At 73.5% G+C, this 21,525-nt stretch carries 21 protein-coding genes; 3 read left to right on the forward strand and 18 right to left on the reverse strand.

Features of this window, described 5'->3' with window-relative positions; all coding sequences use genetic code 11:
* Positions 1-68 precede the first annotated feature (68 nt).
* Positions 69-2,309: a molybdopterin-dependent oxidoreductase gene (locus tag OG898_RS35505; protein WP_266963023.1), complete on the reverse strand. Its 2,241-nt coding sequence runs from the start codon at positions 2,307-2,309 to the stop codon at positions 69-71.
* Positions 2,310-2,429: 120 nt separating this feature from the next.
* A complete protein-coding gene (locus OG898_RS35510) occupies positions 2,430-3,230 on the reverse strand; it encodes an alpha/beta fold hydrolase (RefSeq protein ID WP_266962866.1) in 801 nt (266 codons plus the stop codon).
* 161 nt (positions 3,231-3,391) lie between these two features.
* On the opposite strand from OG898_RS35510, the gene OG898_RS35515 reads away from it, so the two are divergent.
* On the forward strand, positions 3,392-4,036 hold the full coding sequence (locus tag OG898_RS35515) for a GNAT family N-acetyltransferase (RefSeq protein ID WP_250745342.1): 645 nt from the start codon (positions 3,392-3,394) through the stop codon (positions 4,034-4,036).
* A 3-nt stretch (positions 4,037-4,039) separates the two neighbouring features.
* Here the strand turns inward: OG898_RS35515 and OG898_RS35520 are convergent, their stop codons facing one another.
* The gene (locus tag OG898_RS35520) at positions 4,040-4,816 is read right to left on the reverse strand and encodes a MerR family transcriptional regulator (protein ID WP_266962870.1); all 777 of its coding nucleotides are present in this window, start codon (positions 4,814-4,816) and stop codon (positions 4,040-4,042) included.
* Positions 4,817-4,951: 135 nt separating this feature from the next.
* Here OG898_RS35520 and OG898_RS35525 point away from each other — a divergent pair, with 135 nt between their 5' ends.
* Positions 4,952-6,193, forward strand: coding sequence for a serine hydrolase (locus tag OG898_RS35525; protein ID WP_266962872.1), 1,242 nt, complete (start codon positions 4,952-4,954; stop codon positions 6,191-6,193).
* Positions 6,194-6,201: 8 nt separating this feature from the next.
* Here OG898_RS35525 and OG898_RS35530 read toward each other — a convergent pair whose 3' ends face one another.
* Both OG898_RS35530 and OG898_RS35535 read right to left on the reverse strand, forming a co-directional pair.
* Positions 6,202-6,990 (reverse strand): aminoglycoside N(3)-acetyltransferase, encoded by a 789-nt coding sequence (locus OG898_RS35530; protein WP_266962874.1) that lies wholly within the window; start codon positions 6,988-6,990, stop codon positions 6,202-6,204.
* A 73-nt stretch (positions 6,991-7,063) separates the two neighbouring features.
* Entirely contained in the window at positions 7,064-7,969 is a 906-nt protein-coding gene (locus OG898_RS35535) for a hypothetical protein (protein WP_266962876.1), read from the reverse strand.
* Positions 7,970-8,020: 51 nt separating this feature from the next.
* Between OG898_RS35535 and OG898_RS35540 the strand changes: the two genes are divergently transcribed.
* The gene (locus OG898_RS35540) at positions 8,021-9,889 is read left to right on the forward strand and encodes a serine protease (RefSeq protein ID WP_266962879.1); all 1,869 of its coding nucleotides are present in this window, start codon (positions 8,021-8,023) and stop codon (positions 9,887-9,889) included.
* Positions 9,890-9,970: 81 nt separating this feature from the next.
* On the opposite strand, the gene OG898_RS35545 is transcribed toward OG898_RS35540, so the two are convergent.
* From OG898_RS35545 to mpaB, 13 genes are all read right to left on the reverse strand, one after another.
* The gene (locus OG898_RS35545; RefSeq protein ID WP_250745346.1) at positions 9,971-10,219 is read right to left on the reverse strand and encodes a hypothetical protein; all 249 of its coding nucleotides are present in this window, start codon (positions 10,217-10,219) and stop codon (positions 9,971-9,973) included.
* A 30-nt stretch (positions 10,220-10,249) separates the two neighbouring features.
* A complete protein-coding gene (gene lanKC / locus OG898_RS35550) occupies positions 10,250-12,727 on the reverse strand; it encodes a class III lanthionine synthetase LanKC (protein WP_266962882.1) in 2,478 nt (825 codons plus the stop codon).
* Between the two features lie 32 nt (positions 12,728-12,759).
* A complete protein-coding gene (gene mpaP, locus OG898_RS35555) occupies positions 12,760-14,403 on the reverse strand; it encodes a daptide biosynthesis intramembrane metalloprotease (RefSeq protein ID WP_266962885.1) in 1,644 nt (547 codons plus the stop codon).
* A gap of 93 nt (positions 14,404-14,496) precedes the next feature.
* A complete protein-coding gene (locus tag OG898_RS35560) occupies positions 14,497-15,237 on the reverse strand; it encodes an ABC transporter permease (RefSeq protein WP_250745349.1) in 741 nt (246 codons plus the stop codon).
* A complete protein-coding gene (locus OG898_RS35565) occupies positions 15,230-16,027 on the reverse strand; it encodes an ABC transporter ATP-binding protein (protein WP_250745350.1) in 798 nt (265 codons plus the stop codon). The genes OG898_RS35560 and OG898_RS35565 overlap by 8 nt, the downstream gene beginning before the upstream one ends.
* A 150-nt stretch (positions 16,028-16,177) precedes the next feature.
* Positions 16,178-16,327, reverse strand: coding sequence for a daptide-type RiPP (locus OG898_RS35570; RefSeq protein ID WP_250744242.1), 150 nt, complete (start codon positions 16,325-16,327; stop codon positions 16,178-16,180).
* Between the two features lie 52 nt (positions 16,328-16,379).
* Entirely contained in the window at positions 16,380-16,529 is a 150-nt protein-coding gene (locus tag OG898_RS35575; protein ID WP_250744242.1) for a daptide-type RiPP, read from the reverse strand.
* Between the two features lie 59 nt (positions 16,530-16,588).
* Positions 16,589-16,735: a daptide-type RiPP gene (locus tag OG898_RS35580; protein ID WP_243336478.1), complete on the reverse strand. Its 147-nt coding sequence runs from the start codon at positions 16,733-16,735 to the stop codon at positions 16,589-16,591.
* Positions 16,736-16,798: 63 nt separating this feature from the next.
* On the reverse strand, positions 16,799-16,948 hold the full coding sequence (locus OG898_RS35585; RefSeq protein ID WP_250744243.1) for a daptide-type RiPP: 150 nt from the start codon (positions 16,946-16,948) through the stop codon (positions 16,799-16,801).
* Positions 16,949-17,031: 83 nt separating this feature from the next.
* A complete protein-coding gene (gene mpaC, locus OG898_RS35590) occupies positions 17,032-18,237 on the reverse strand; it encodes a daptide-type RiPP biosynthesis dehydogenase (protein WP_250744244.1) in 1,206 nt (401 codons plus the stop codon).
* Positions 18,234-19,553 carry a daptide-type RiPP biosynthesis aminotransferase gene (gene mpaD, locus OG898_RS35595; protein ID WP_250744246.1) on the reverse strand — a complete coding sequence of 440 codons (1,320 nt, stop codon included), beginning with the start codon at positions 19,551-19,553 and terminating at the stop codon, positions 18,234-18,236. The genes mpaC and mpaD overlap by 4 nt, the downstream gene beginning before the upstream one ends.
* Positions 19,553-20,380, reverse strand: coding sequence for a daptide-type RiPP biosynthesis methyltransferase (mpaM, locus tag OG898_RS35600; protein WP_250744248.1), 828 nt, complete (start codon positions 20,378-20,380; stop codon positions 19,553-19,555). The genes mpaD and mpaM overlap by 1 nt, the downstream gene beginning before the upstream one ends.
* Positions 20,380-21,462, reverse strand: coding sequence for a daptide biosynthesis RiPP recognition protein (gene mpaB / locus OG898_RS35605; RefSeq protein WP_266962893.1), 1,083 nt, complete (start codon positions 21,460-21,462; stop codon positions 20,380-20,382). Before mpaB ends, mpaM begins: the two co-directional genes overlap by 1 nt.
* Between the last annotated feature and the right edge of the window lie 63 nt (positions 21,463-21,525).

Consider the following 21,525-nt stretch of genomic DNA (forward strand, 5'->3'; position numbering starts at 1 on the left):
TGTCTGAAAAGTTTTCCCTCGGGGGCATCAGGAATTCAAATGACGCAGAATGCGGACCCCTTCGGAATTCAGCTTTCCGTTTCCCGTTCGGCCTTCTCCACCTTCTCCATGCGCACGGGCACCCCGTTGAAGACGGCCGTTCCGGAGAGCGGGTCGACGACCGAGCTGTCGGTGAGCGCGTTCATGCTCACCCCCGGCTGGGTGGCCGCGTGGGCGAGCCGGCTGCCCTTGCGCCCGTGCCCCCAGCCGTACGGGAGGCTCAGCACGCCCGCGCGCAGCCGGTCGGTGGGCTCCACCGGCACCACCACCTCGCCGCTCCGGCCCCGGACCCGGACCAGGTCTCCGGCGGTGACGCCCAGGCGCTCGGCGTCCCCCGTGCTGATCTCCAGGGCGCAGCGGTTGGTCCCGCCGGACAGGGTCGCGATGTTGTGGGACCAGCTGTTGACGGACTTCAGCTGGCGGCGGGAGATGAGCACGAACCCGCCGCCGTCCAGCTCCCGCATCCGCGCGTCGAGCCGCGGCAGGTCCCCGGTGATGGCGGGCGGGCACAGTTCCACCAGGCCGGAGGCGGTCATCACGACCTCCTTGCGGCGGAGCCGCAGCGGCCCGAGGTCGATGCCGTTCGGGGTCTCCTTGAGCAGGGCCAGGTTCAGGCCGTCGGGGCGCTTGCCGAACAGGTCGCCGGCGGGTCCCAGGCGGAGCATCAGGTCGAGCCGCCGCTCCAGTGCGTTGTCCCCGGTCAGTTCCCGCTTGAGTGCGGCCGGTTCGCGCCCGTGCAGGGGCGCCCCCGGGCGGCCGGAGGCGGCCCTCAGGGTCAGGTCGGTCAGCGTCTCGTCCACGCTCTCCGGGTCGCCGTCCGCGCTCTTGCCCGAGGCGATGAGGACCAGCCGGGCGAGGATCTCCGCCTCGCTGGGGCGCCCGGGCGCCAGGGCCCGTACGGGCGGGGAGAAGCGGGCGTTGCGGCGGACGGAGCGGCCGGCCAGGACCACGTCGTAGTGGGGTGATTCCAGGGCGCTCGGCGGCGGCAGGATGACGGACGCGTGGCGGGTGGTCTCGTTCAGGTAGGGGTCGACGCAGACCATGAAGTCCAGGCCGGGCAGGGCCCGGTCCAGCCGCTCGCCCTGCGGCGAGGCGAGGACCAGGTTCCCGGCGATGCACAGCAGGGCCCGTACCCGCCCCTCACCGGGGGTCTCGATCTCGTCCGCGAGGGTCGCGGTGGGCAGCTCGCCGTTGGCTTCCGGCAGTCCGCGGACCCTGCTGTGCCAGCGTCCGGTGCGGAACGGCTCGGCGGGGCGGCGGGTGGCGTGCGGGGCCTCGCCGAAGAGCACTCCGCCGGGGCGGTCGAAGTTCCCGGTGATGATGTTGACCACGTCGACCAGCCAGCTGGTGAGCGTGCCGAACTCCGTGGTGCAGGTGCCCAGTCGTCCGTACACGGCGGCCGTCGGCGCCGCGGCCAGTTCGCGCGCGAGCGTGCGGATGGTGCCCGCGGGGACCCCGCAGGCGTCCGCGACGTCCTCGGCGGCGAACCCCTTCACCTGGACGGCCAGCTCGTCGAAGCCGGCGAAGCCGGGGCCGGGGTCGGTCGCCAGGCCCTCGTCGAACAGCGTGTGCGCGATGCCGAGCAGCAGCAGGGCGTCGGTGCCCGGGCGGATCGGGACGTGTTCGTCCGCGAGGTCCGCGGTGCGGGTGCGGCGCGGGTCGACGACGACGAGGCGCCCGCCGCGCGCCCGCAGCGCCTTGAGGCGGCCCGGCAGGTCGGCGACGGTCCACAGGCTGCCGTTGGACTCCATGGGGTTGGCGCCCAGGACCAGCAGGTGGTCGGTGCGGTCGATGTCCGGCAGCGGGAAGGCGAGCGGGTCCCCGTACATCCATCCGCAGGCCACGCTCTTGGGCATGGTGTCGAGGGTGGTGGAGGAGTAGATGTTCCGCGTGCCGAGCCGTTCGCGCAGGACCAGCATGTAGAGCGGCAGGGCCAGCGTGTGGATGACCGGGTTGCCCATGTAGAGGGCCACGGCGTCCTTGCCGTGCTGCTCGCTCACCCCCCGCAGGCCGCGCTCGACGGCGGCGAAGGCCTCGGCCCAGCCCACCTCGTCGAAGCCGCCGTCGGGGCGGCGCACCAGCGGGGCGGTCAGCCGGTCGGGGTCGCTGTCGAAGCGGCCCAGGGAGGCGCCCTTCGGGCAGAGGTACCCCTTGCTGAAGACGTCGTCCCGGTTCCCCTTGACGCGGGTGACGACCTCGTCCGACAGGGTGATGCTCAACCCGCACGTCGCCTCGCACAACGGGCACACCCGTGTCGCAGTTCGCTCCAACACCGGCCGCCCCCACACCACTTGATCAACTGCGCGCAGTGTAGCCACGGGGGCCCTGAGTGTCCCGCGTTCTATCGCCCGTGGAGGCCGACGGCCCGGCGCGGGGAGGGGCGCGACGGCTCAGAGACCGGCGAGGAACTCCCGTACGGCGGCGGCGAAGCCCTCCGGGTCGCCCAGCTGCACGAAGTGGTCGGTGTCCAGGGCGCGGGACACGGTGCCGGGGCGCCGGGTGGTCATCTCCCGGGCCAGTGCGGCGGACACGACCTGGCTGCGCAGGCCGTGGACCAGCAGCGCGGGGCAGTCGGTCGCGAGCCACTGCTTCCAGTGGTCCCCGTGGACGAGCTGCTCGGAGTCGATGGTGTCCTGGGGGTGGAACGGCAGCCGCCAGCCGGCTCCCCCGGGCAGCGGGCGCAGCGCCGGGGCGAGGGCGGGGGCGAGGGGGCCGCAGCCCGCGAGGAGCTCCTCGCGGGTCGGGGCGGTGTAGGGGAAGTTCCGTACGAAGCTCAGGGGGCCGGCGCCGTGGTCGGGGAGCTCGGCGGGGGCGTCGACGTCGACGAGGGCCTCGACCAGCTCCGGGTGTGCGGCGGCCAGGTGGTAGCCGTTGATCCCGCCGAGGGAGTGGCCGAGGACGACGGTGCGCTCGATCCCGAGGTGGGCGAGGAGGGCGACCAGGTCGGCGAGGTAACCGGCGCGGGTGTACTCCGCGGCGCGGTCGGAGTCCCCGTGGCCGCGCTGGTCGGGCGCGATCACCCGCCACTCGGGTCCGAGGGCGGCGGCCAGGGCCGCGAAGGAGGAGCCCTCGGAGAGGTGGCCGTGCAGGGCGAGGAGGGGGCGGCCGGCGCCGCCGAAGTCCAGGTAGGACAGGGCGCGGCCGTCGATGGTCAGGGTGGCGCGGGTGGGCTGGGCGGCGGCGTTCGTCATGGTGGTTCCCCCTGGTTCCGGTGCGGATACGGGTGCCGGTCCGACCCCGTGCCAGAAATATACAACCGTCTAAGACGAATGTTCAATACGCTTGTATAGATCCCTGTGCGGTGCCGCCGAATTCGCGCGACAGGGCGGGACGGCTCTGGAACGCTGCGGCCATGACCTTCGTACTCGATGGACCGGTCCTGGACGGCGAGCTCGTGCGCCTGGAGCCGCTGGAGCACCGCCACGCGGCGGACCTGGCCGTGGCGGCCGAAGAGGACCGCAGCCCCTACCAGTTCACCTGGGTGCCCACCGCGGACCGGGTCGGGGCGTACATCGACGCCCAGCTCGCCCGTCGCGACGCGGGCAAGCTGGCCCCGTACGCGCAGGTGGAGCGGGCGTCGGGGCGGGCGGTCGGGGCCACCGCCTTCTGGGACCCCCGGCCGTGGCCGACGACCGGGGAGGGCCTGTGCGCGATCGAGGTCGGCTTCACCTGGCTCGCGGCTTCGGCCCAGGGCTCGGGGGTGAACACCGAAGCCAAGTACCTGCTGTTCCGGCACGCCTTCGAGAACTGGGGCGTGGCCCGGCTCGACCTGAAGACGGACGCCCGCAACGCCCGTTCGCGCGCCGCGATCGAGGCGGTCGGCGCACGCTTCGAGGGCGTGCTCCGCAACTGGTCCCGCTCGTGGGCCCCGGGCGAGGACGGCCTGCTCCGCGACTCGGCGATCTATTCGGTCACCGCGTCGCAATGGCCCGACTGCCGCAAGCACCTGGAGGAGCGGATGGCCCGTTTGCCGCGGCGGGCCCAGGGCGTGTCCTAGCCGTCACCGGCGCGGGACGGCGATGCCCGCCGCGCGCAGCTTCGCCTCGACCAGTGCGTTCAGCCGGGCGATGGACGGTGACTGGTCCTCCCGGTGGTGGTTGACCACGGCGTACCGGGAGGCGGCGTCGGACCGGTCCTCGAACCCCGTCGGCACGGCCAGCAGCCCGCGGTCGGCCAGCAGCTTGCCGGCCAGCGCGGACGCCAGCTCCTCGATCCGCGGGTCGCCGGGATCCCAGGACCGAGCATCCCATCCGCGCCGGGTCAGCTCGACGGACTCGGGGTCGCGGAGCTCGTGTTCGAGCCGGGTCAGGAAGCTGTCGAAGATCTCCGGGACCAGGGCCCGGGCCAGTACCAGGGCTTCCCGCTGGCCGGCCACGTAGTCGGGGCCGAAGCCGAGTTCATCGAGTCGCTCCAGGACCGCGCAGGCCCGGTCGGGCAGCAGGGCCCGGTCGCCGTGGGCGAGCCGGTGCAGCCTGTCGCGGCGCGCGGTCAGGTCGTCGATCCGTTCGGTGAGCTGGTCGCGGACGTCGTCCAGGGTGGCGGCGAACGTCTCGGGATCGGTGTCGAGCAGGTCGCCGATCTCGGCCAGCGGCACACCGGCCGCGGCCAGGGTCCGGACCTGGACCAGCCGGAACAGTTCGCCGGACCGGTAGCGGCGGTAGCCGGAGCCGTCGCGTTCCGGCTCGGCGAGCAGACCGAGCCGGTGATAGTGCCGCACGGTCTTGACGGTGACGCCGGCGAACGCCGCCGCCTGGCCGATCGTGAGTCCCTCTGCCATCGGGCGAGGATAGCCCGGCAGTGGCTTGACCTTGACCCTGGGTCAAGGTTGCAGGCTTTCCACACGGCCGCTCCGAGGGGCCGGGCGGCCATCGGGGCCGCTGTGGGAACCGGCACTGTGAACAGGGGATTCATCATGACGAGCAACAGCACGGGACTGAGCAGCAGCGGCTTCTCCGACGCAGGGCTGCGCCGGCTGCGCGAGGTGCTGGCACGGCACGTCGAATCCAAGAAGATTCCCGGCCTTGTCGCCCTGGTCGGCCGCGGCGGCCACACGCACGTCGAAGCGATCGGGACGATGCGCCACGACGGCGGCGCGCCGATGCGCCGGGACACGGTCTTCCGGATGGCGTCCGCGTCAAAGCCGGTCACGATGGCGGCGGCGATGATCCTGCTCGACGAGTGCCGGCTGCGGCTGGACGACCCGGTGGACCCGTGGCTGCCCGAACTCGCCGACCGGCAGGTGCTGAAGCGGCCCGACGGACCGCTGGACGACACCGTTCCGGCGCTGCGGCCGATCACCGTACGGGACCTGCTGACCTCCACCTTCGGGCTCGGGGTGGACTTCGAGTCGATGGCTTCCCCGATCCGGGCCGCGACCTTCGAGCGCCTCGACTACAGCGTGGCGTCCGGGCCGGCGCCCGAGCCGGACGAGTGGATGCGGCGCCTCGGCGAGCTGCCGCTGCAGTACCAGCCCGGGGTGCGGTGGCAGTACGACCTCAGCAACGAGGTGGTCGGGGTGCTCGTCTCCAGGGTCACGGGCCGGTCGCTGGAGTCGTTCCTGCGCGAACGCGTCCTCGATCCGCTGGGGATGGAGGACACCGCCTTCCACACGCCCACGCACAAGATCGACCGAATGCCGCCCCTGTACGGGCCCGACCCGCAGACCGGCGAGTTCCTCGTGTGGGACGAGGCGGCGGGCGGAAGGGCGAGCGCGCCTCCCGCGTTCCAGGGCGCCGGCGGCGGGCTGGTCTCCACCGCCGACGACTACCACGCCTACTTCCGGATGCTGCTCAACCACGGGATGCACGGGAGCGAACGGATCCTGTCCCGCGCCGCCGTCGAGCTGATGACCACCAACCGGCTGACGCCCGGGCAACTGGCCGCCCGGGAAGCCATGTTCGGCAACGTCGCCCACCTGTCGTCCGGCCAGGGCTCGCACGGCGGCTGGGGCTTCGGGATGGCGGTGCGCACCCATCGCGGCGACTACGCCCCGGCCGGCCAGTTCGGCTGGTTCGGCGGTACGGGCACCAGCGTGTACGCGGACAGGACCAACCAGCTCACCGGAGTCCTGCTCACCCAGGTCGGGCTGTCCACCCCGGATTCGGCGCGCGCCATGAGCGACTTCTGGACCACCCTCTACCAGGCCATCGACTGACGACGGGCTCACGGCCGGTGCGCGGCCAGCCAGCCCTCGGCGTAGGCGACGGCCCCGGCCAGGGCGAACAGGCGGGCCTCCGCGCCGCCCACCCTGCCCCGCAGCACCGGGCGGTCCTTCTCGAAGGCCGCGCCCAGGTCCTCGAAGTCGTCCGAGGAGACCGCCGTGTCGCGGACCGTGGTCCAGCGGCGGCCCTGCGGGGTCAGGAGGGCGAAGGAGTTGTCCTCCAGCGGCCCCGCAACCCGGTACTCGGCGAGGTGGAAGGCCGTGCAGGAGTCGAAGCCCGCGCCCAGCAGCAGGATCCGCGCCCCGGCCTCCTCCAGCCGGGCGAGCGGGCTGCGCTCGCCGAGCCGGCAGTCCGGCGCGTGGCCGTCCGTGAGCGTGGCGGCGCGCGGGCCCAGCGCGGCGAAGGAGGTCTGCGGATGGCCGCTGCGGACGGCGCCCGGCCAGGTGCGGACGGCCTCCGGGACGGCGCCCATGCCGCGGGTGGGCGTGGTGCGCGCGTCGAAGGGCGGCATCGCGGCACGGATGTCCGCCCACCACGCTTCGGGCACCGGCGGGTTCGACCACTGCGCCGGATCGGAGTTGTCGCCCGAGTGCGTCGGCACCACCAGGGTCCCCGCGTCCCCGAGGGCGTCGAGCAGCGCCGTGACCACCGTGGCGGCGCCGCCGCAGACCCAGCCGAGCGAGCTGAGGGAGGAGTGCACGAGGAGGGTCTCACCGGGGCGCAGACCGAGCCCGCGCAGCTCGGCGGCGAGCGAAGCGCGCGTACACAGGGGACCGGCCTGAAGGTTCATGGACACAAGGGGTCAGTGTCGGGGGCCCCGCTCCCCGGCACCACCGCATTGCCGGACGCCGGGCCGGATCCCGTCATCGGGGGCGCCGGCGGCGCCGGGCCACGGCGTAGGCCGCCACGCCCGCGGCGGCCAGGGCGGCGGCCGCGCCGGCCGCCGGCCAGGGAGTGCGCCACGGAGACGGTTCGGCGGCCCTGTCCCGGCATGCGGGGCTGTTCTGTTCGGCGGAATCCGCCACCCGGTAGCGGGCCCAGACCTCGTCGCCGCCCGCCCAGCGGACCTCGTACAGCCCCGGCCCGGCATCGCAGCGGATCGTCGCGGCGGCCGTGACGACCGCCTTGGCCCCGCGCATGACGGCCCGGCCGGTGAACCCGGGCGAGGTGAGGGTGTCGCCGTACCCCGCCGACGCGTCCGAGGCCGTCGGCGTCACCTCCTCGCCGGGCCGGAACGTCCGTACGTCCCAGGGCGACTGGGGCCAGGAGCGGCCGGCGGGCCAGTGCTCCTCCGGCTGTTCGGGCGGAAGGGCCGCGACCTTCCCGGGGCAGGCCGCGCGCTCGGCCGCGCCGATGTCGGCGACCTCGACGCTCACCCAGGGCTCGCCCCCGGCCCCTTCGGCGGGCCCGCCGGGGCCGGTCTGCCGGACCGGGTAGACCCCCGGAGGGGTGTCGCAGGCCACGGTGGCCACGGCGGTGACGACCGGGTCGTTCATCCTCAGCGTCCCGGGTGCGACGAAGACCTCCGAGACCACCCGGTTGCCGTTCTTCCCCGGCAGGGAGGCGGGGAGGGTGAACGTGAGCCGCTCCCCGGGGCTCGCGGACAGCCGGGCCCCGTCGGCCAGCGGGGTGGACATCGGGGTGGGCATCGGGGTGGCCAGCGGGGTGGGCTGATCCGCCGTCCGGACGGCGAAAGCGGTTCCCGCCGACGCCATCAGGAGCAGCGCCAGCGCGGCGACCCCGGCCGCTGCGGTCTTCGTCCTGACCATGTGATCTCTTTCCTGTCCACCGACGATCCTGTCGTACGGAGAGTGGGTTCCTTGAGATCCGGATGGTTCACCGCCCTCGCCGTCGCCCTGACGGCGGCCGTACTGGGTACTACCGGTCCCGCGCCGGCCGCGACCGTCCCTCCGAGCGCCACCGCAAAACCCGGCGCCACCGCGAAGCCCGGCGCCACCGCGCCCCCGCCGTCGTCCTCCGCCAGGGTCGTCGCCGAAGAGGCGTACTGGACGGCCGAGCGCATGGCCGCCGCCGTGCCCGTCGACGACGCGCGGGGCCGGGGTACGGTCGGCGGGCCGCCCGGCCCGCAGCACAGGACCGTGTCCGCTCCGTCCGGCACTCCGGCCGGCACCTACTTCGACGGCATGCCGATGGTGGGGACCTTCTTCTACCGGGCGTCCAAGGTCGGCAACGCCGACACCTCCTGCACCGGCAGCGTGGTCCGCAGCGCCGGCAGGAGCATGGTGCTCACGGCGGGCCACTGCGCATACGGCATGGCCGGGCCGGCGAACCACGCCGTCTTCGTGCCGCAGTACCGCCACGGCAGAGCGGCCCGCGCCCAGCCGTTCGGGATCTTCCCGGTCAAGACCGACGGCGTCTACACGGACCCCCGCTACGCGTCGAACAGCAAGGCCGCCGTCTCCGACCTGGACCTCGCCTTCGTCCTGGTCGAGCCGAACGCCAAGGGGAGCGTCGAGAAGCTCACGGGGGCGCTGACCTTCACGCCGGGCAGCACCTACGAGCACCGCGTCACCGTCGTCGGCTACCCGTCCGCCACCGGCGTCAACCCGCACCACAAGGCCTTCCGCTGTGACGTGCCCACCACCCGGCTGGGCGGCTTCCGCCAGATGCGGATGCTGTGCAAGGGCTTCTACGGCGGCGTGTCCGGCGGCCCCTGGATCAAGGACTACGACGCGGCGAGCCGCACCGGCAAGGTCGTCGGGAACACCGGCGGCTACCACGGCGGCGGCAACGACTCCTGGGTGACGTACGCGCCGGTGTACGGCAAGGACGCGCAGGACCTGTACAACGACGCCGACGCCGGTCGCGACCCGGGCTCCCTCACCCGGCCGCCGTACCGGGGTTCCGCGGACAGCCCCTTGCTGCCCGGTCCCGGTGACCTGTGGACCCATGCCAAACAGATCGCCTCCGGCGACTTCACCGGCAGCGGCCGCAGCAGCCTGCTCGTCGTCTGGACCGACGGAGAGGTGACCCTCTTCCCGGGTGACGGGAAGGGCGGCTTCCTGCCCGAGCGCCGGCTCGCGGCGCCGAACGCGCGATGGAAGCCGGTCGCCACCCTCACCGCAGGCGACTTCACCGGCTCCGGCCAGTTCGACCTCATGGTCCGCTGGGAGGACGGCCGGATGACCCTGCACGGAGACGTCGGCTCCAAGGGCCTGGGATCCGTCACCGAGATGGCCCCCTCCGGATCCGTCTGGAAGTACGCCACCCGGATCGCCGCCGGACGCTTCCACGCGGCCACCTACGTCACCGACCTCATGGTCCGCTGGTCCGACGGCGAACTCAGCCTCTACACCGGCGTCGGCGCCGGCACCCTCGGCCGGGAGCACCGGCTCAAGGGCCCCAACAACACCTGGAAGGGCGCCACCCTGCTCACCTCCGGGCAGTTCTCCGGCAAGCAGAAGTGGGACCTCATGGTCCGCTGGTCCACGGGCGCGCTCGACAGCTACGCCGGCACCACCACCGCGGGCCTGGGCGGCAAGCAGACCGTCCACGGACCCAAGGGCACCTGGACCCACAGCGTGCTCATGACCACCGGTCAGTACACCGGTGACCGCCTCGCCAACGACCTCGTCGTCCGGTGGAGCGACGGCGAGACCACGATGTACAAGGACACCCGCGCGAACCGTCTCGGCACCGAGCGCATGCTCGTCCCGCCGCGGGCCTGACCGGGCCCGGACGGGGACGTGTGCACCCGCAGGCCGCTTGTGGGGGAAGAGCGAGCGGCCTGCGGGTGGTCGGGGGGCGGGTCAGCCGCGGATCCAGCCGGTGAAGGCGGGGGCCGACAGCGCGGTGTCCAGGGTTTCCAGGACCGCCGGGGCGCGGGTGTCGTCCGGGGCGGTCAGGGACAGGGTCGCGGAGCGGGTGGTCATCGAGAGGGGTACCACCGTCCACGACGCGGGAAGGCAGGACACGAGGCGTACGGCCGTGGTCTCGGGGGCCGCCGAGGGCGGGGCGTCCTGCGTCATGCTGATGCTGACCGTCAGGTGGGTGGGCATGCGGGGCTCCGTACGTGGGTGGGTTCGGGTTCAGCGGGCGGCCGGGACCGGCGCCGGGGCCAGGGCGGGCAGGTAGGGCAGGACGGCCGTGCGGGGCGCGGTCAGCGCCGCCAGGACGCCGGCGGAGCCGGTGGCCAGGTCCGTGGACAGGCGCAGCAGGTGGTCGCCGAGGAAGCCGGTGGCGTACGGGTCGTTCTCGTGGGCCACGGCGAACGGTTCGAGGCCGGAGCGGAGCTCGGCGAGCGCCCGCGCGGTGGCCTCCGAGCCGTCGTCCGTGCAGCTCAGGGCGGCGAGTGCGCCCGCGCGGCCGGTGAACAGGCCGCAGGCCGGGTGGAACTGGGACGTGAGGTCGGTCAGCAGCGCGTCGTGGACGGCCGTCAGGTACGGGTCACGGTGCGCGGCGAGGTAGTGGTGGACGGCGATGGCCTGCCCGGCTCCGCCGTGGGCGAGCTGGACCCGGTGCCACGGGGTGGGCAGCGGCTGCCGGGACAGTTCGAGGTCGTGTACGAGGGCCACGCGCGCGGCGTCGTCACGGCCGGCGGCGAGCAGGAAGAGGGCCTCGCCGCTGGCTCCGCGGAGCAGGCCGGGGCGTTCCTCCAGGGTGGGGCTGTTGACGAGGGCGGCGGCGAGTTCGCGGGCGGCCGTGTCCTCGCCGAGGTGCAGCAGGGCCAGGCCGAGGCCCGCTATGCCGCCGGAGAGGCTGCGGTCGGGGCTGCCGTCGCGCAGGGTGGCGGTGGGCAGCAGGCCGTGGGCGCGGTCGAGGAGGGCGGCGGCCTCGTCGGTGCGCCCGAAGTCGTGCAGGACGCAGGCGATGCCGGCCAGTCCGTCGTAGAGGCCCGGCCGCGGACCGGTGACGGCGCGGGCGGCGTCGGCCAGCCAGTCGAGGTGGGCCTCGGGGACGGTGATCCCGGCTCCGCGCAGGGCCCACAGGACCCCGGCGGCTCCGTTGGCGATGTTGAGGCCGCCGTCGCCGTGCAGGAACTGGTCGGCGTCGCCGGGGAAGAGGCGGTCCGTGCGCTCGGGGGTGGCGCAGGTCAGGATGCCGGTGGCGATGCGCTCGGGGGTGGCCAGCGGGCCGCCGGCGGGCGCCGGGGCGTGTCCGAGGTCGGCGCGGACCTGGTCGGCGTACCCCTCGGGCACCGGGAAGAAGGCGGCGATCTGCGCGAGGAGGTCCTCGGAGCGGTGGCGGGTGAAGGACATCACCGGGGTCAGCGGCAGGAACAGGCTCAGCCGCAGGCAGCCCAGGGCGTAGCGGTCGACGGCCGTGCCGGTGGTGCCGGCGGGGGCGCAGAATCCCGGGGCGCCGATGGCCTGGCCGGTGTGGCCCTCGATGGGGAGGGTGGTCTCCAGGTCGATGAAGGCGACGGTGCCGTCGGGGCGGATCAGGACGTTGTTGGGGTGGAGGTCGCCGAAGACCAGGCCGCGTGCGTGCATGGCGGTGACGGCGGCCTCGATGCGGTCGAGGACGTCCAGGGCCCAGGCGGTGTACTCGGCCACGGGCATGGCGGTGTCGCGGGCGGTGACCGGGTGGAGCATCGGGTTGCGCTCGGCGGTCTCCTTGGTCAGGGCGTTGCCGTCGACGAACTCCCGTGTCAGGAACCAGTGTTCGGCGCCGCGGCGCCAGTCCAGGACCTTCGGGAACCAGGGCAGTCCGTCGAGGGCGGCCAGCGCGTCGTGCTCGCGGCGCAGCCGCTCGACGGCGTCGGCTCCGGCGTCGTCGAGGCCGGCGTGCGGGCGGCCCTCCTTGACCAGGACCTCGTGTCCGTCGCGGGTGTCGGTGGCGCGGTAGACGCCGCCGCCGTTGGAGAAGTGCAGGGCCTGGGTGATCTTGAAGGGGAAGTCCCCGAGGGAGCCCCCGCGGCTCCGTTCGGCCAGCGCCCGCACCACGCACGGCGGCAGCTGCAGCCAGGCCGGCGGGCGGAAGGAGGGGCCGCGCACGTCGGGGACGAGGTTGCCCTCGGGGTCCTCGATGCAGGGCACGGGGGCGCCGTTCGGGCCGGGGCCCAGCTTCAGCTTGAAGCCTCCGTAGCGGATGTAGAGGGGGCCCGCGCCCCAGCGCAGGTCGCTGAGGACGGCCGGTCCCGGGCGGCCTTCGAGGAGGGCGTCGAGCTCGGTGAGTACGGTCTCCAGCTCCGCCTCGTCGCGGGGGTAGAGGGTGATGAACTTGCCGCTGCTGCCCCGGTCCCCGTACTTGCTGTTGCGCAGCATCAGCATCGAGGGGCTGGTGAGGAACTTGAAGAGCAGGGAGCGGGAGGTGCAGTACGCGCTCACGATGTCGAGGACCTCGGGGGCGGTCCGCTCGGTCGCCGATACGTGGATCTTCCAGCCCTGGCCGGGGAGTTCGAGTCCCGGCGGGGTCAGGACGGTCCACTCCCCCATCGGCTCACGGGTCCACCCGGCGGGGGCCTCGGCGGTGGCCGCCGGGAAGGCGTCGGCGCCGGTGATCGCGGCCGGACGGTCGTAGAAGGGGGTGCCGGGCGGGCAGTGGGCAACGTGTCGCAGGGACATGGCGGGCCTCCGTGGGCGGCGTACGGGAGAAGTCAGGGGAGCAGCGGGCCGAGGTAGGAGACGGCGAACCACTTCCAGAGCGGGTGGTGGCCCGCCTGGACCTCGGCGACGCCGGTGCGGTCCGTGCCGTTCGGCGCGGGGGTGGCGGTGACGCGGTGCAGCGGGTACGCCTTCATCTCCAGCCAGGGGCGGTCACTGGCGATGGGGAGCATGGCGGTGACCGGGGCGAGGACGTCGTGGCCGGTGGTTTCGCCGAGGGTGGCGGTGCCGGTCTGCGGCCGGGAGAAGAGGCCGGAGCGGCGCAGGGTGACCGTGGTGCCCTCGGTGAGGTCGAAGCCGCCGCCGCCCCGGGGGACGAGGAGGCTGAGGCTGCCGTCGCGCTCGGTGGTGTAGCCGGCCGAGACGGTGGCGGGGATCTGCACGAGGGTGGCGGCCAGGGCCAGTCCGGCGGTGGCGAGGACTCCCGCGGCGGCGATGCGGGCGGGGCGGGCTCCGGCCTGGACGGCTTCGCGGACCAGGGTGGCGGCGCCCTTGCCGAGGCGCCACAGCAGGTAGCCGAGGGCGCAGACCATCATGCAGGAGCCGGCGATGCCGAGGCGCTGCAGGATCCCGGACCAGAGGGTCAGGGCGCTGGAGATCAGGTACAGCGGGAAGACCAGGCAGGCGAGGCCGTACGGGACGGACCAGCCGCGGCCGGGCAGTTCGCGCCGGTAGCCGCGGCCTCCGAAGACGATCCGGGCGAGGGCGCGGCGGGCGTCGGTCATGGCCTTCTCCCGCAGGTGGGAGATGTCCAGGTGGCTCATGAGGGCGAGGTAGCCGTCGAGCTTGACCAGCGGGAGCAGGTTCACCACGCAGACCATGTAGTTGACGAGGCCCACCAGCAGCAGGGTCTCGCGGGCCGGTCCGGCGGGGACGGCGAGGGCCGCGAGGGCGGCGGTGCCGGCGGCGACGGCCTGGATGGCGATGCCGGCGAGGGCGACCTGGACGCGCTGGTGCTTGCCGGGCAGCCGCCAGCCGTCCGAGACGTCGCAGAAGAACGCCGGCGACATGTAGAAGAGCATGAAGCCCATCCGGCTGGGTGTGCCGCCGTGATGGGTGAGGACCGCTCCGTGGGCCATCTCGTGGACGGCGGTGGTGGCGACCACGCCGAGCATCACGCAGGCGTACGCCCACAGGGGCATCGGGCGGGAGAGCGCCTCGCCGAGGGTGGCGCCGCCGGCGGCGAGGGCCAGGACGCCCAGCAGGACGACGGCGGCGGCCGCGCCGAGGACGAGGCGGTGGCCGAGCGGGCGGACCAGCGGGGCGAGGCGGCGCAGCATCCGCTCGGGCTTGACCAGGGTGAACTGGATGGTCAGCGGGCCCGCGAAGCGGATCCTGGCGGGCTTCTTGACGGGCCGTCCGTCTTCCAGGAGGTCGGAGTCGGCGAGGCTGCGGACCGCGCGGTCGATGTGGCCGGGGGTCCAGGGGGAGCCGAGTTCGGCGGCGAGCTGGTCGTGGTCGCGGCTTCCGTCGAGGAGGCGGACCAGGCGGGCGAGGTCCTCGCCGGTACGGAAGTGCTTGTGCTCCCCGCGCTGGATCACCCAGGGGGCGTCTTCGGTGAGCGGTTCGCGCACGGCCACGTCGTCGGCGGTGCGGGGCCGCTCCAGATCGGGTGCGAAGGCGGTTTTGGCGGACATGGTGGAAGCACCTCTGATCAAGGGGGCGATGAGGACGTGTCCGGTGGGTCGGGGCCGGACGGACCGGTTCTGCCTGGCGTGCCGGACACGCCCTTACGCGATGTCGCGGGTGCGGACGAGGTGGCGGCCGGCGACGAAGGCGGCGGCTAGCCAGGCGGCGATGACCGCGTACGCCCAGGGCAGCGAGAGCAGGTCGGGCTTCACGTCCCGGTACACGGAGCTCATCGCGATGGTCAGGAGGTACTTGGAGACCTCGGGGATCAGCCGCTGCAGCCCGGGGTCCACCAGGAGCGTGAGGCCGATCAGGGTGGCCACGGCGCCGGTCTGGTTCCGGACGATCCAGCCTATGAGGGCGCCCCAGGGGGCGGCCAGGGTGCAGCAGGCGAACACGCCGACCAGGATGAGGGCGGTCTCGCCGTCCGCGGCGGCCTCCAGGCCGAAGGGCAGCGGGCCGAGGTAGACGCTGACGGCGCCGAGGGCGGCGGCGATCAGGCCGAAGGCGGCTCCGGCGGCGGTGGCGACGGCGAGCTTCGCGCCGAAGAGGCGGGAGCGGGAGCCGGCCAGGAGCGCGGAGCGGACCATGGTCCCGGAGGCGTAGTCCCGGGTGACGTGGACGGCGCCGAACACGGCCGCCAGCAGGAACATCATCATCCAGGAGCGGGCCACGTCCTGGCCGACGGCCAGGGACGTGGACCCGTCGGCGATGGCCTTCTCGCCTCCGGAGACGTATCCGAAGGTGGTGATCAGGCACAGCCAGGCTCCCGCGAGCGGCAGGGCCCACCAGGCGCGGCCGGTCAGGGCCTTCCGGGTTTCGCCGGCGATGAGGTTACGCACGGGAGTAGTTCCTTTCCGGGGTACGGATGCCCGCGGTGGCGGTGGCGGCGGTGTCAGCAGGGGGAACGGCGGTGGCGGCCGGGTCGACCAGCTCGAAGAAGCGGTCCTCCAGGCGGACGGCGCCGTCGCCGGTGAGGTCGTCGAGGGTGCCCGCGTAGCGCAGGGAGTGCTGCATGATCACGACGTCGTCGACGGTCTGCTCCAGCTCGGCGAGCTGGTGGCTGGAGACGATGACGGTGCGGCCGCCCAGGGCCAGGGTGCGCAGGGTGGCGCGCAGCCAGCGGATGCCGTCCGGGTCGAGGCCGTTGGCCGGCTCGTCGAGGATGAGGATCTCCGGGTCGGCGAGCAGGGCGGTGGCCAGGGCGAGCCGCTGGCGCATGCCGGTGGAGCAGCCCTTGACCGGGCGGTCGGCGGCGTAGTCGAGGCCGGTGTACTCCATGACCTGGTCGGCGCGGCCGGCGGGCAGGCCCAGCACGGTGCACCAGATGCGCAGTTCGCCGCGGACGGTGGCGCCGGTGACGCCGCCCATGCCGTCCATGCTGACTCCGATGCGGTGGGCCGCGTCGGGGAGTTCGGCGTAGGGCTTGCCGAGGATGGTGGCGGTGCCGGCGGTCGGGGTCGCGAGGCCGAGCAGCATCCGCAGGGTGGTGGTCTTGCCGGCGCCGTTGCGGCCCAGGAGGCCGGTGACACGGCCGGCGCGGATGTCCACGGTCAGCGAGTCGACGGCGCGCACGCCCTTGTAGATCTTGGTGAGACCGTTCAGCGAGACGGCCGGGTCGCTGCTGCTCATCGCTGCCGCGTCCTTTCCGGGGTGTGGGGGTGGTTCGGTGGTTCGGTGGTGCCGAGGGCCGGGCCCCGGCCGGGGGTTTCCCGGCCGGGCCCGGTCCGCATCGATCCGTTTCGGGCGCCGCTCACTTGCGTGCGGCTTGCCGGGGCGGGATCAGGTGGCGATGGTCACCGTGGAGATGGCGATGCCGATGGACACGCCCTCCCAGAAACCGGGGGCCTCGAGGACCTCGAGCTCCTGCAGGCCCAGCTCCAGGCCGTCCTGCGCGACGACCGCCGCGTTGTCGAGAATCTGCTCGCTCATGGCTGTTCTCCTTCGTGTGTGGTGTGGGAGTGAGTGCTGTGGTGCGGGTGGATCAGGTGGCGATGGTGACCGTGGAGATCGCGATGCCGATGGACACGCCCTCCCAGAAACCGGGGGCCTCGAGGACCTCGAGCTCCTGCAGGCCCAGCTCCAGGCCGTCCTGCGCGACGACCGCCGCGTTGTCGAGAATCTGCTCGCTCATGGCTGTTCTCCTTCTGTGTGTCGAGTGGTGGTGGTGTGCTGCGTGGTGCTGAGGGTGGATCAGGTGGCGACGATGGAGACGATGGAGATGCCGACGACGACACCGCCGGTGGTCCACCAGCCCGGGGCCTCCATGACCTCGAGCTCCTGCAGACCGAGCTCCAGGTGGTTCACATCGGCCGCGGGGGCCTCGAACTTCTCGTTCATGACTGACTCCTTCTGTGTGTGGGTGTACGGGGGGTGGAGCGGGTGGCGCTGATCCGGGTCGGATCAGGTCATGACCACCGAGACGAGGGAGATGCCGACGACGACGCCACCGGTCGTCCACCAGCCCGGGGCCTCCATGACCTCGAGCTCCTGCAGACCGAGCTCCAGGTGGTTCACATCGGCGGCGGCAACGTTCTCGAACGTGTTGTCCATGACGGTTTTCCTTATCTGACAGGTGAGGTGGTGCGGTCCCCGCGCCGAGCCGGCGCGGAAGTCTGTGGGTGCGGCGCAGGTGTTCAGGCCGCTTCGCTGAGCAGGGCGTTGACGTCGGCGGCGCGCAGGCCGCCCAGCATCGGGAGGCCCGCGCCCCAGGCCCGTACGGTCCTGCGGGCCACCGCGTCGAGCAGCTGCGGGGTGACGGCGATGTCGCGGACGATGCCCCAGCGGTTCATCAGGGCGCTGATCCCTGCCACCGGCTCGGCGGGCAGCGGGTCGCCGCTGCTGTCGGCCGAGCGGAGCAGTTCCCAGATCCCCCGCAGGCGGGCGGCGGAGCCGAGCCGGGTGTCGCCGGCGAGGACGGCCCGCCACAGGGCCGGCAGGATGGCCGCGACGGCGGTCATCTTGCGGATGCCCAGGGCGCTGGAGAGTTCGTTGGCGATCATCCAGCCCTCGGTGCTGAACAGGTCCCTGCCATAGCAGAGCCAGGTGGACTGGGTCAGTCCGCTCAGCCGGGCCAGGTCGGTGCGGAGCGTGGCGTCGGGGGCCTGTCCGTCGGCCAGTTGCCGGGCCAGTGCTCCGCCGAGGCGGACCAGCTGGGTGGCGGCGGTCTGGGCGAGGGCGTCCTCGACGGCTCGGTCGGTCAGGTTGCCGACGTAGGGGCCCACCGTGCGGAAGACCGCTTCGAGGGCTCCTTCGATCAGCAGCTCGCCGGGCAGGGTCTCGGTGGCGGCCGGGTCCAGCAGCGCCGCGTCGGGGGCGAGGGCGTCGCCCATGACGAGCCGTTTGCCGCTGTTGTGCGGCAGGCAGGCGACCCGGCTGAGTTCGGATCCGGTGCCGACCGTGGTGGGTACGGCGAGCAGCGGTCGGGTGCGGCGGGTGCGCGGGTCCAGGGTCAGCAGTCCGCTGCGTCCGGTGGTGCGCAGGGCCGCGCGGGCCCGCTCGTCCTCGTGGGCCACGGCCAGGAGCTTGGCCCGGTCCAGGAGGGCTCCGCCGCCGATGACGGCGACGAGTGCGGCGTCTGCGGTGGCGCGGGCCAGGGCGAGGATCTCGTCCGGGCCTCCGTCGCCGTCGGGGACGATGGTGTGGGTGGTGTGTCCCGCCCGGTCCAGTTCCGCGGTCACCAGGGCGGTGATGCGGGAGTTCGCGACGGCCGGGTCGAGGAGCAGGGCGGTGACGGGACGGCTCCCCGCTGCCGGGTGGGCGTCGTCGAAGTCCGCCAGCCAGTCGCTGAGCCCTTCGGGGCCGATGAGCAGCCGGGTGGATCCGGACCAGGCGATGTTCACCGCGTTCCTCCCGCAGCGTTCGTGGCGGAGAAGTTCTCCACGCCCGTCCGTACGGCTTCCATGAGGGCGTCGATCTCGGCGTCCGTCGCGGTGAGCGGCGGCATGATCTGGATGCCGTGGACGCCGGCGTGGACGATGGCGCCCGCCGCCCGGATGGCGGTGATCTGGTCGAGGACCCGGGCCTGCGGCAGGGGTTCGCCGTCGGCGGTGACGATGCGCAGGGAGCGGAAGAGCCCGCGGCCGTCGTGGGAGTCGAAGAGGGGGTGTTCGGCGACGAGCCGGTCCAGGTGGGCGCCGAGGGTCTCGGCGGCGCGCCGGCCCCGGGAGACGGCGTCGAGGCGGCGCATCTCCTCGATGGTGGCGATGATGGCGGCGCAGGTGACGGGGGTGCCGGCCTGCGTTTCGCCGTGGGTCAAGGTGGCGTCGGCTTCGCGGAAGGCGTCGGCGATGGTCCGGGAGACGATGACGGCGGCGGCCGCGCAGGTGCCGTTGGTCAGTCCCTTGGAGGTGACCAGCAGGTCGGGGCGTTCGCTCCACCGCTGGGAGGCGAACATCGACCCGGTGCGGCCGAAGCCGGTGGCCACCTCGTCGGCGGCGAGCAGGAACCCGTGTTCCTCGCGGAGCCGGAAGAGGGTCTGGAGGTACTCGTCGGTGAGGGGGACGGCGCCGCTGCCGAGGACGGGTTCGACGACGACGGCCGCGATCTGGGAGCCCTGGGCCCGCATCAGCTTCTCGATGTCGGCCGGGTCGTTGGGGGTGACGTGGCGCACCAGGCGCTGGTCGACCCCGTAGACCTGCTGGCCCAGGTTCTCGCCGGTGAGGGCGAAGCCGCCGAAGGTCAGGCCGTGGTAGCTGCCGCGCAGCCCCACGATGATCTTGCGCTTCTCGGCGCCGCGCAGGGCGTGGTAGTGCCGGGCGGTCTTCATGACCAGGTCGTTGGCCGCGCCGCCGGAGGTGGAGAAGAGGACGCGGGCGAAGTGGTCGGCTCCGCAGAGCTCCACCAGGGCCTCGGCGGCCTGCCGGGCGTAGGGGTGTTCGTAGCGGAAGACGCTCAGGTACGAGGCGTTGAGCAGGGCCTGGTGGCAGGCCTCGGCGATGTGCCGGTTGCCGTGGCCGAGGTTGGCGTTCCACAGGCCCGAGTCGCCGTCGAGGAGTTCGCTTCCGTCGGCGAACCGTACGTACATCCCCTCGGCGGAGACGGCGCAGATGCCGTCGTCGTTGTGGGCGGAGGGCGGGAGCAGGGAGGTCCACAGGGCCGGGTGGCCGTGGTCGGGGGCCTCGTCCCGTCCGGTCAGGGTGGGCAGGGCGGTGGTCATCACAGGGCCTCGGCTTCCAGGAGGACGTCGTGGTGGCGGCCGCCGCCGGGGATGGGCGTGGTGGAGCGGATGGCGAAGCCGGCGGCTTCGAGCTCGGCGACCAGCAGCGGTGCGGGCATCACGCCGATGGTGGTGGTGGCGACGTGGACGGGGCCTTCGGCCGGCGGGTCCGCGGGGATGACGGTGACCGTGCGGGAGCTGTTGCCCGAGGTCCACTGTTCGATCATCCGGTAGGAGCGGCCGGTGATCTCGCCGGGGGCGAGGATCTCGCTCTCGTCGCTGCCGTCGTCGGCGGCGTCCACCTCGACGGTGGTGAGCAGGAACCTGCCGCCGGGCGCCAGGTGTTCCCGTACACAGCGGTAGAGGCCGGGGCGGGCCTCCGGCGGGAGGAGGGAGATGGAGGTGGTGCCGAGGACGACGGCGCCGAAGTGGCGGCCGAGCGAGAAGTCGCTCATGTCGGCCTGGACGGGGGTGCAGCGTCCGCGGAGGGAGGCCGGGGTGGCGGCGAGCCTCTCCCGGAGCAGTCCGATCATGTGGCCGGAGAGTTCGAGGGCGGTGACCTCGCGGCCGAGGGCCAGGAAGGGGAAGGTCAGCCGGCCGGAGCCGGCGGCCAGGTCGAGGACCGGGCCGGGGATGCGGCGCAGGGTGGAGAGGAGTTCGCGGACCTCGTGCGGGGTGGTGCCGGCGATGTCGTGGTAGACGGGGGCGCCGGCCTCGTCGTAGAGGTCGCACAGGACGGCCCGGTCTCCGAGTTCGGCGACGGCCTCGGCGGCGCGGCCGGTCAGGCCGGTGCCCGCGGCGGCGGGGCTGAGCAGCATGGCGCCCATCAGCGGGTCGCTCCTTCCGCGGTGTCGGGGGTGGCGGTGCGGGGGGCGGCGGACTCGGTGAGGGGCAGTCCGATGCCGGAGAAGTAGGCGGCGACGGCGTCGACGGTGGCCGGGTCGGCGTAGTCGGCGGCGGCCTGGGCGGTGCCGGTGACGAGGAGGGCTTCGGCGGCCTGGGCGGCGTCGAGGGAGAGGGCGATGGTGCGGCGGTCCCCGGGGTGGTGGATCAGGGCCTGCTCGGCGTTGAAGAGCAGCACCGGGGTGCCGCCGGAGGTGTCCTGAGGGGCCGGGTGGTCGGCGAGGGCGGGGACGAGGCGGCCGCCGAAGCCGGAGACGCGGGGGTGTTCGAGGCCTCGGGTGACGGCTTCGCGGATGGCGCCGACGGCGGCCAGGTAGCGGGAGATCCAGGGGCGGGCGGCGAGCTGCTCGCGGCGCAGGTCCTCGTCGAGCACGCCGGCCAGGGCACCGGCGGAGTCCTCCCAGGCCCGGTGCAGTGCGGCGGCGGGGGTGCCGACGGGGCCGAGGGACGCGGCGCCGGGGGCGACGCTGACGGCTCCGTCGGCGGCGACGTAGAGGCGCAGGGCCGGGCCGTCTCCGTCGCCGTTGCCGCCGAGGGCTCCGAGGTCGGCGAGCTGGACCGAGGGGTGGGTGAGGAAGGCGGAGAACTCGCCGTCGTTCAGGGCCCGGTCGGCGTCCTCCAGGAAGGCCTGGAAGTCGGCTTCCTCGACGATGCGGACCAGGGTGGGTCCGAGCACGGAGAGGTAGGGGGTGATCGAGTAGGCCTGTACCTGGAGGTAGAAGTCGGGGTGCAGGCCGGCCTCCGCGCCGGGTTCGCCGAGGGATCCCTGCCAGACGATGACCTGGGCGCCGGTGGCCTCGTGGGGCTCGGGCTCGGCGGTCGGCTCGTCCCCGGGGACCAGGACGACGGTGCCGGGGCCGGCCACTCCGCTGCCGAGCAGGGCGTCGAGGTGGGCGGCGTCCTCCAGGACGACCGTCGCGGTGAACGGCGGGCGGGGGGCGAGTGCGGCCAGGGGGCGTCCGGTGCCCCACTGCAAGGCGTGGGCCTTGACCGAAGTGAGTGTCATGAACATGCCTAACGTGAGTGCGTGGGTGGACGCGGGCGCCTGATGACGCGGAGCTGGAGGGGG

This window comes from Streptomyces sp. NBC_00193 (assembly GCF_026342735.1).
Lineage (GTDB): Bacteria > Actinomycetota > Actinomycetes > Streptomycetales > Streptomycetaceae > Streptomyces > Streptomyces stoeckheimensis.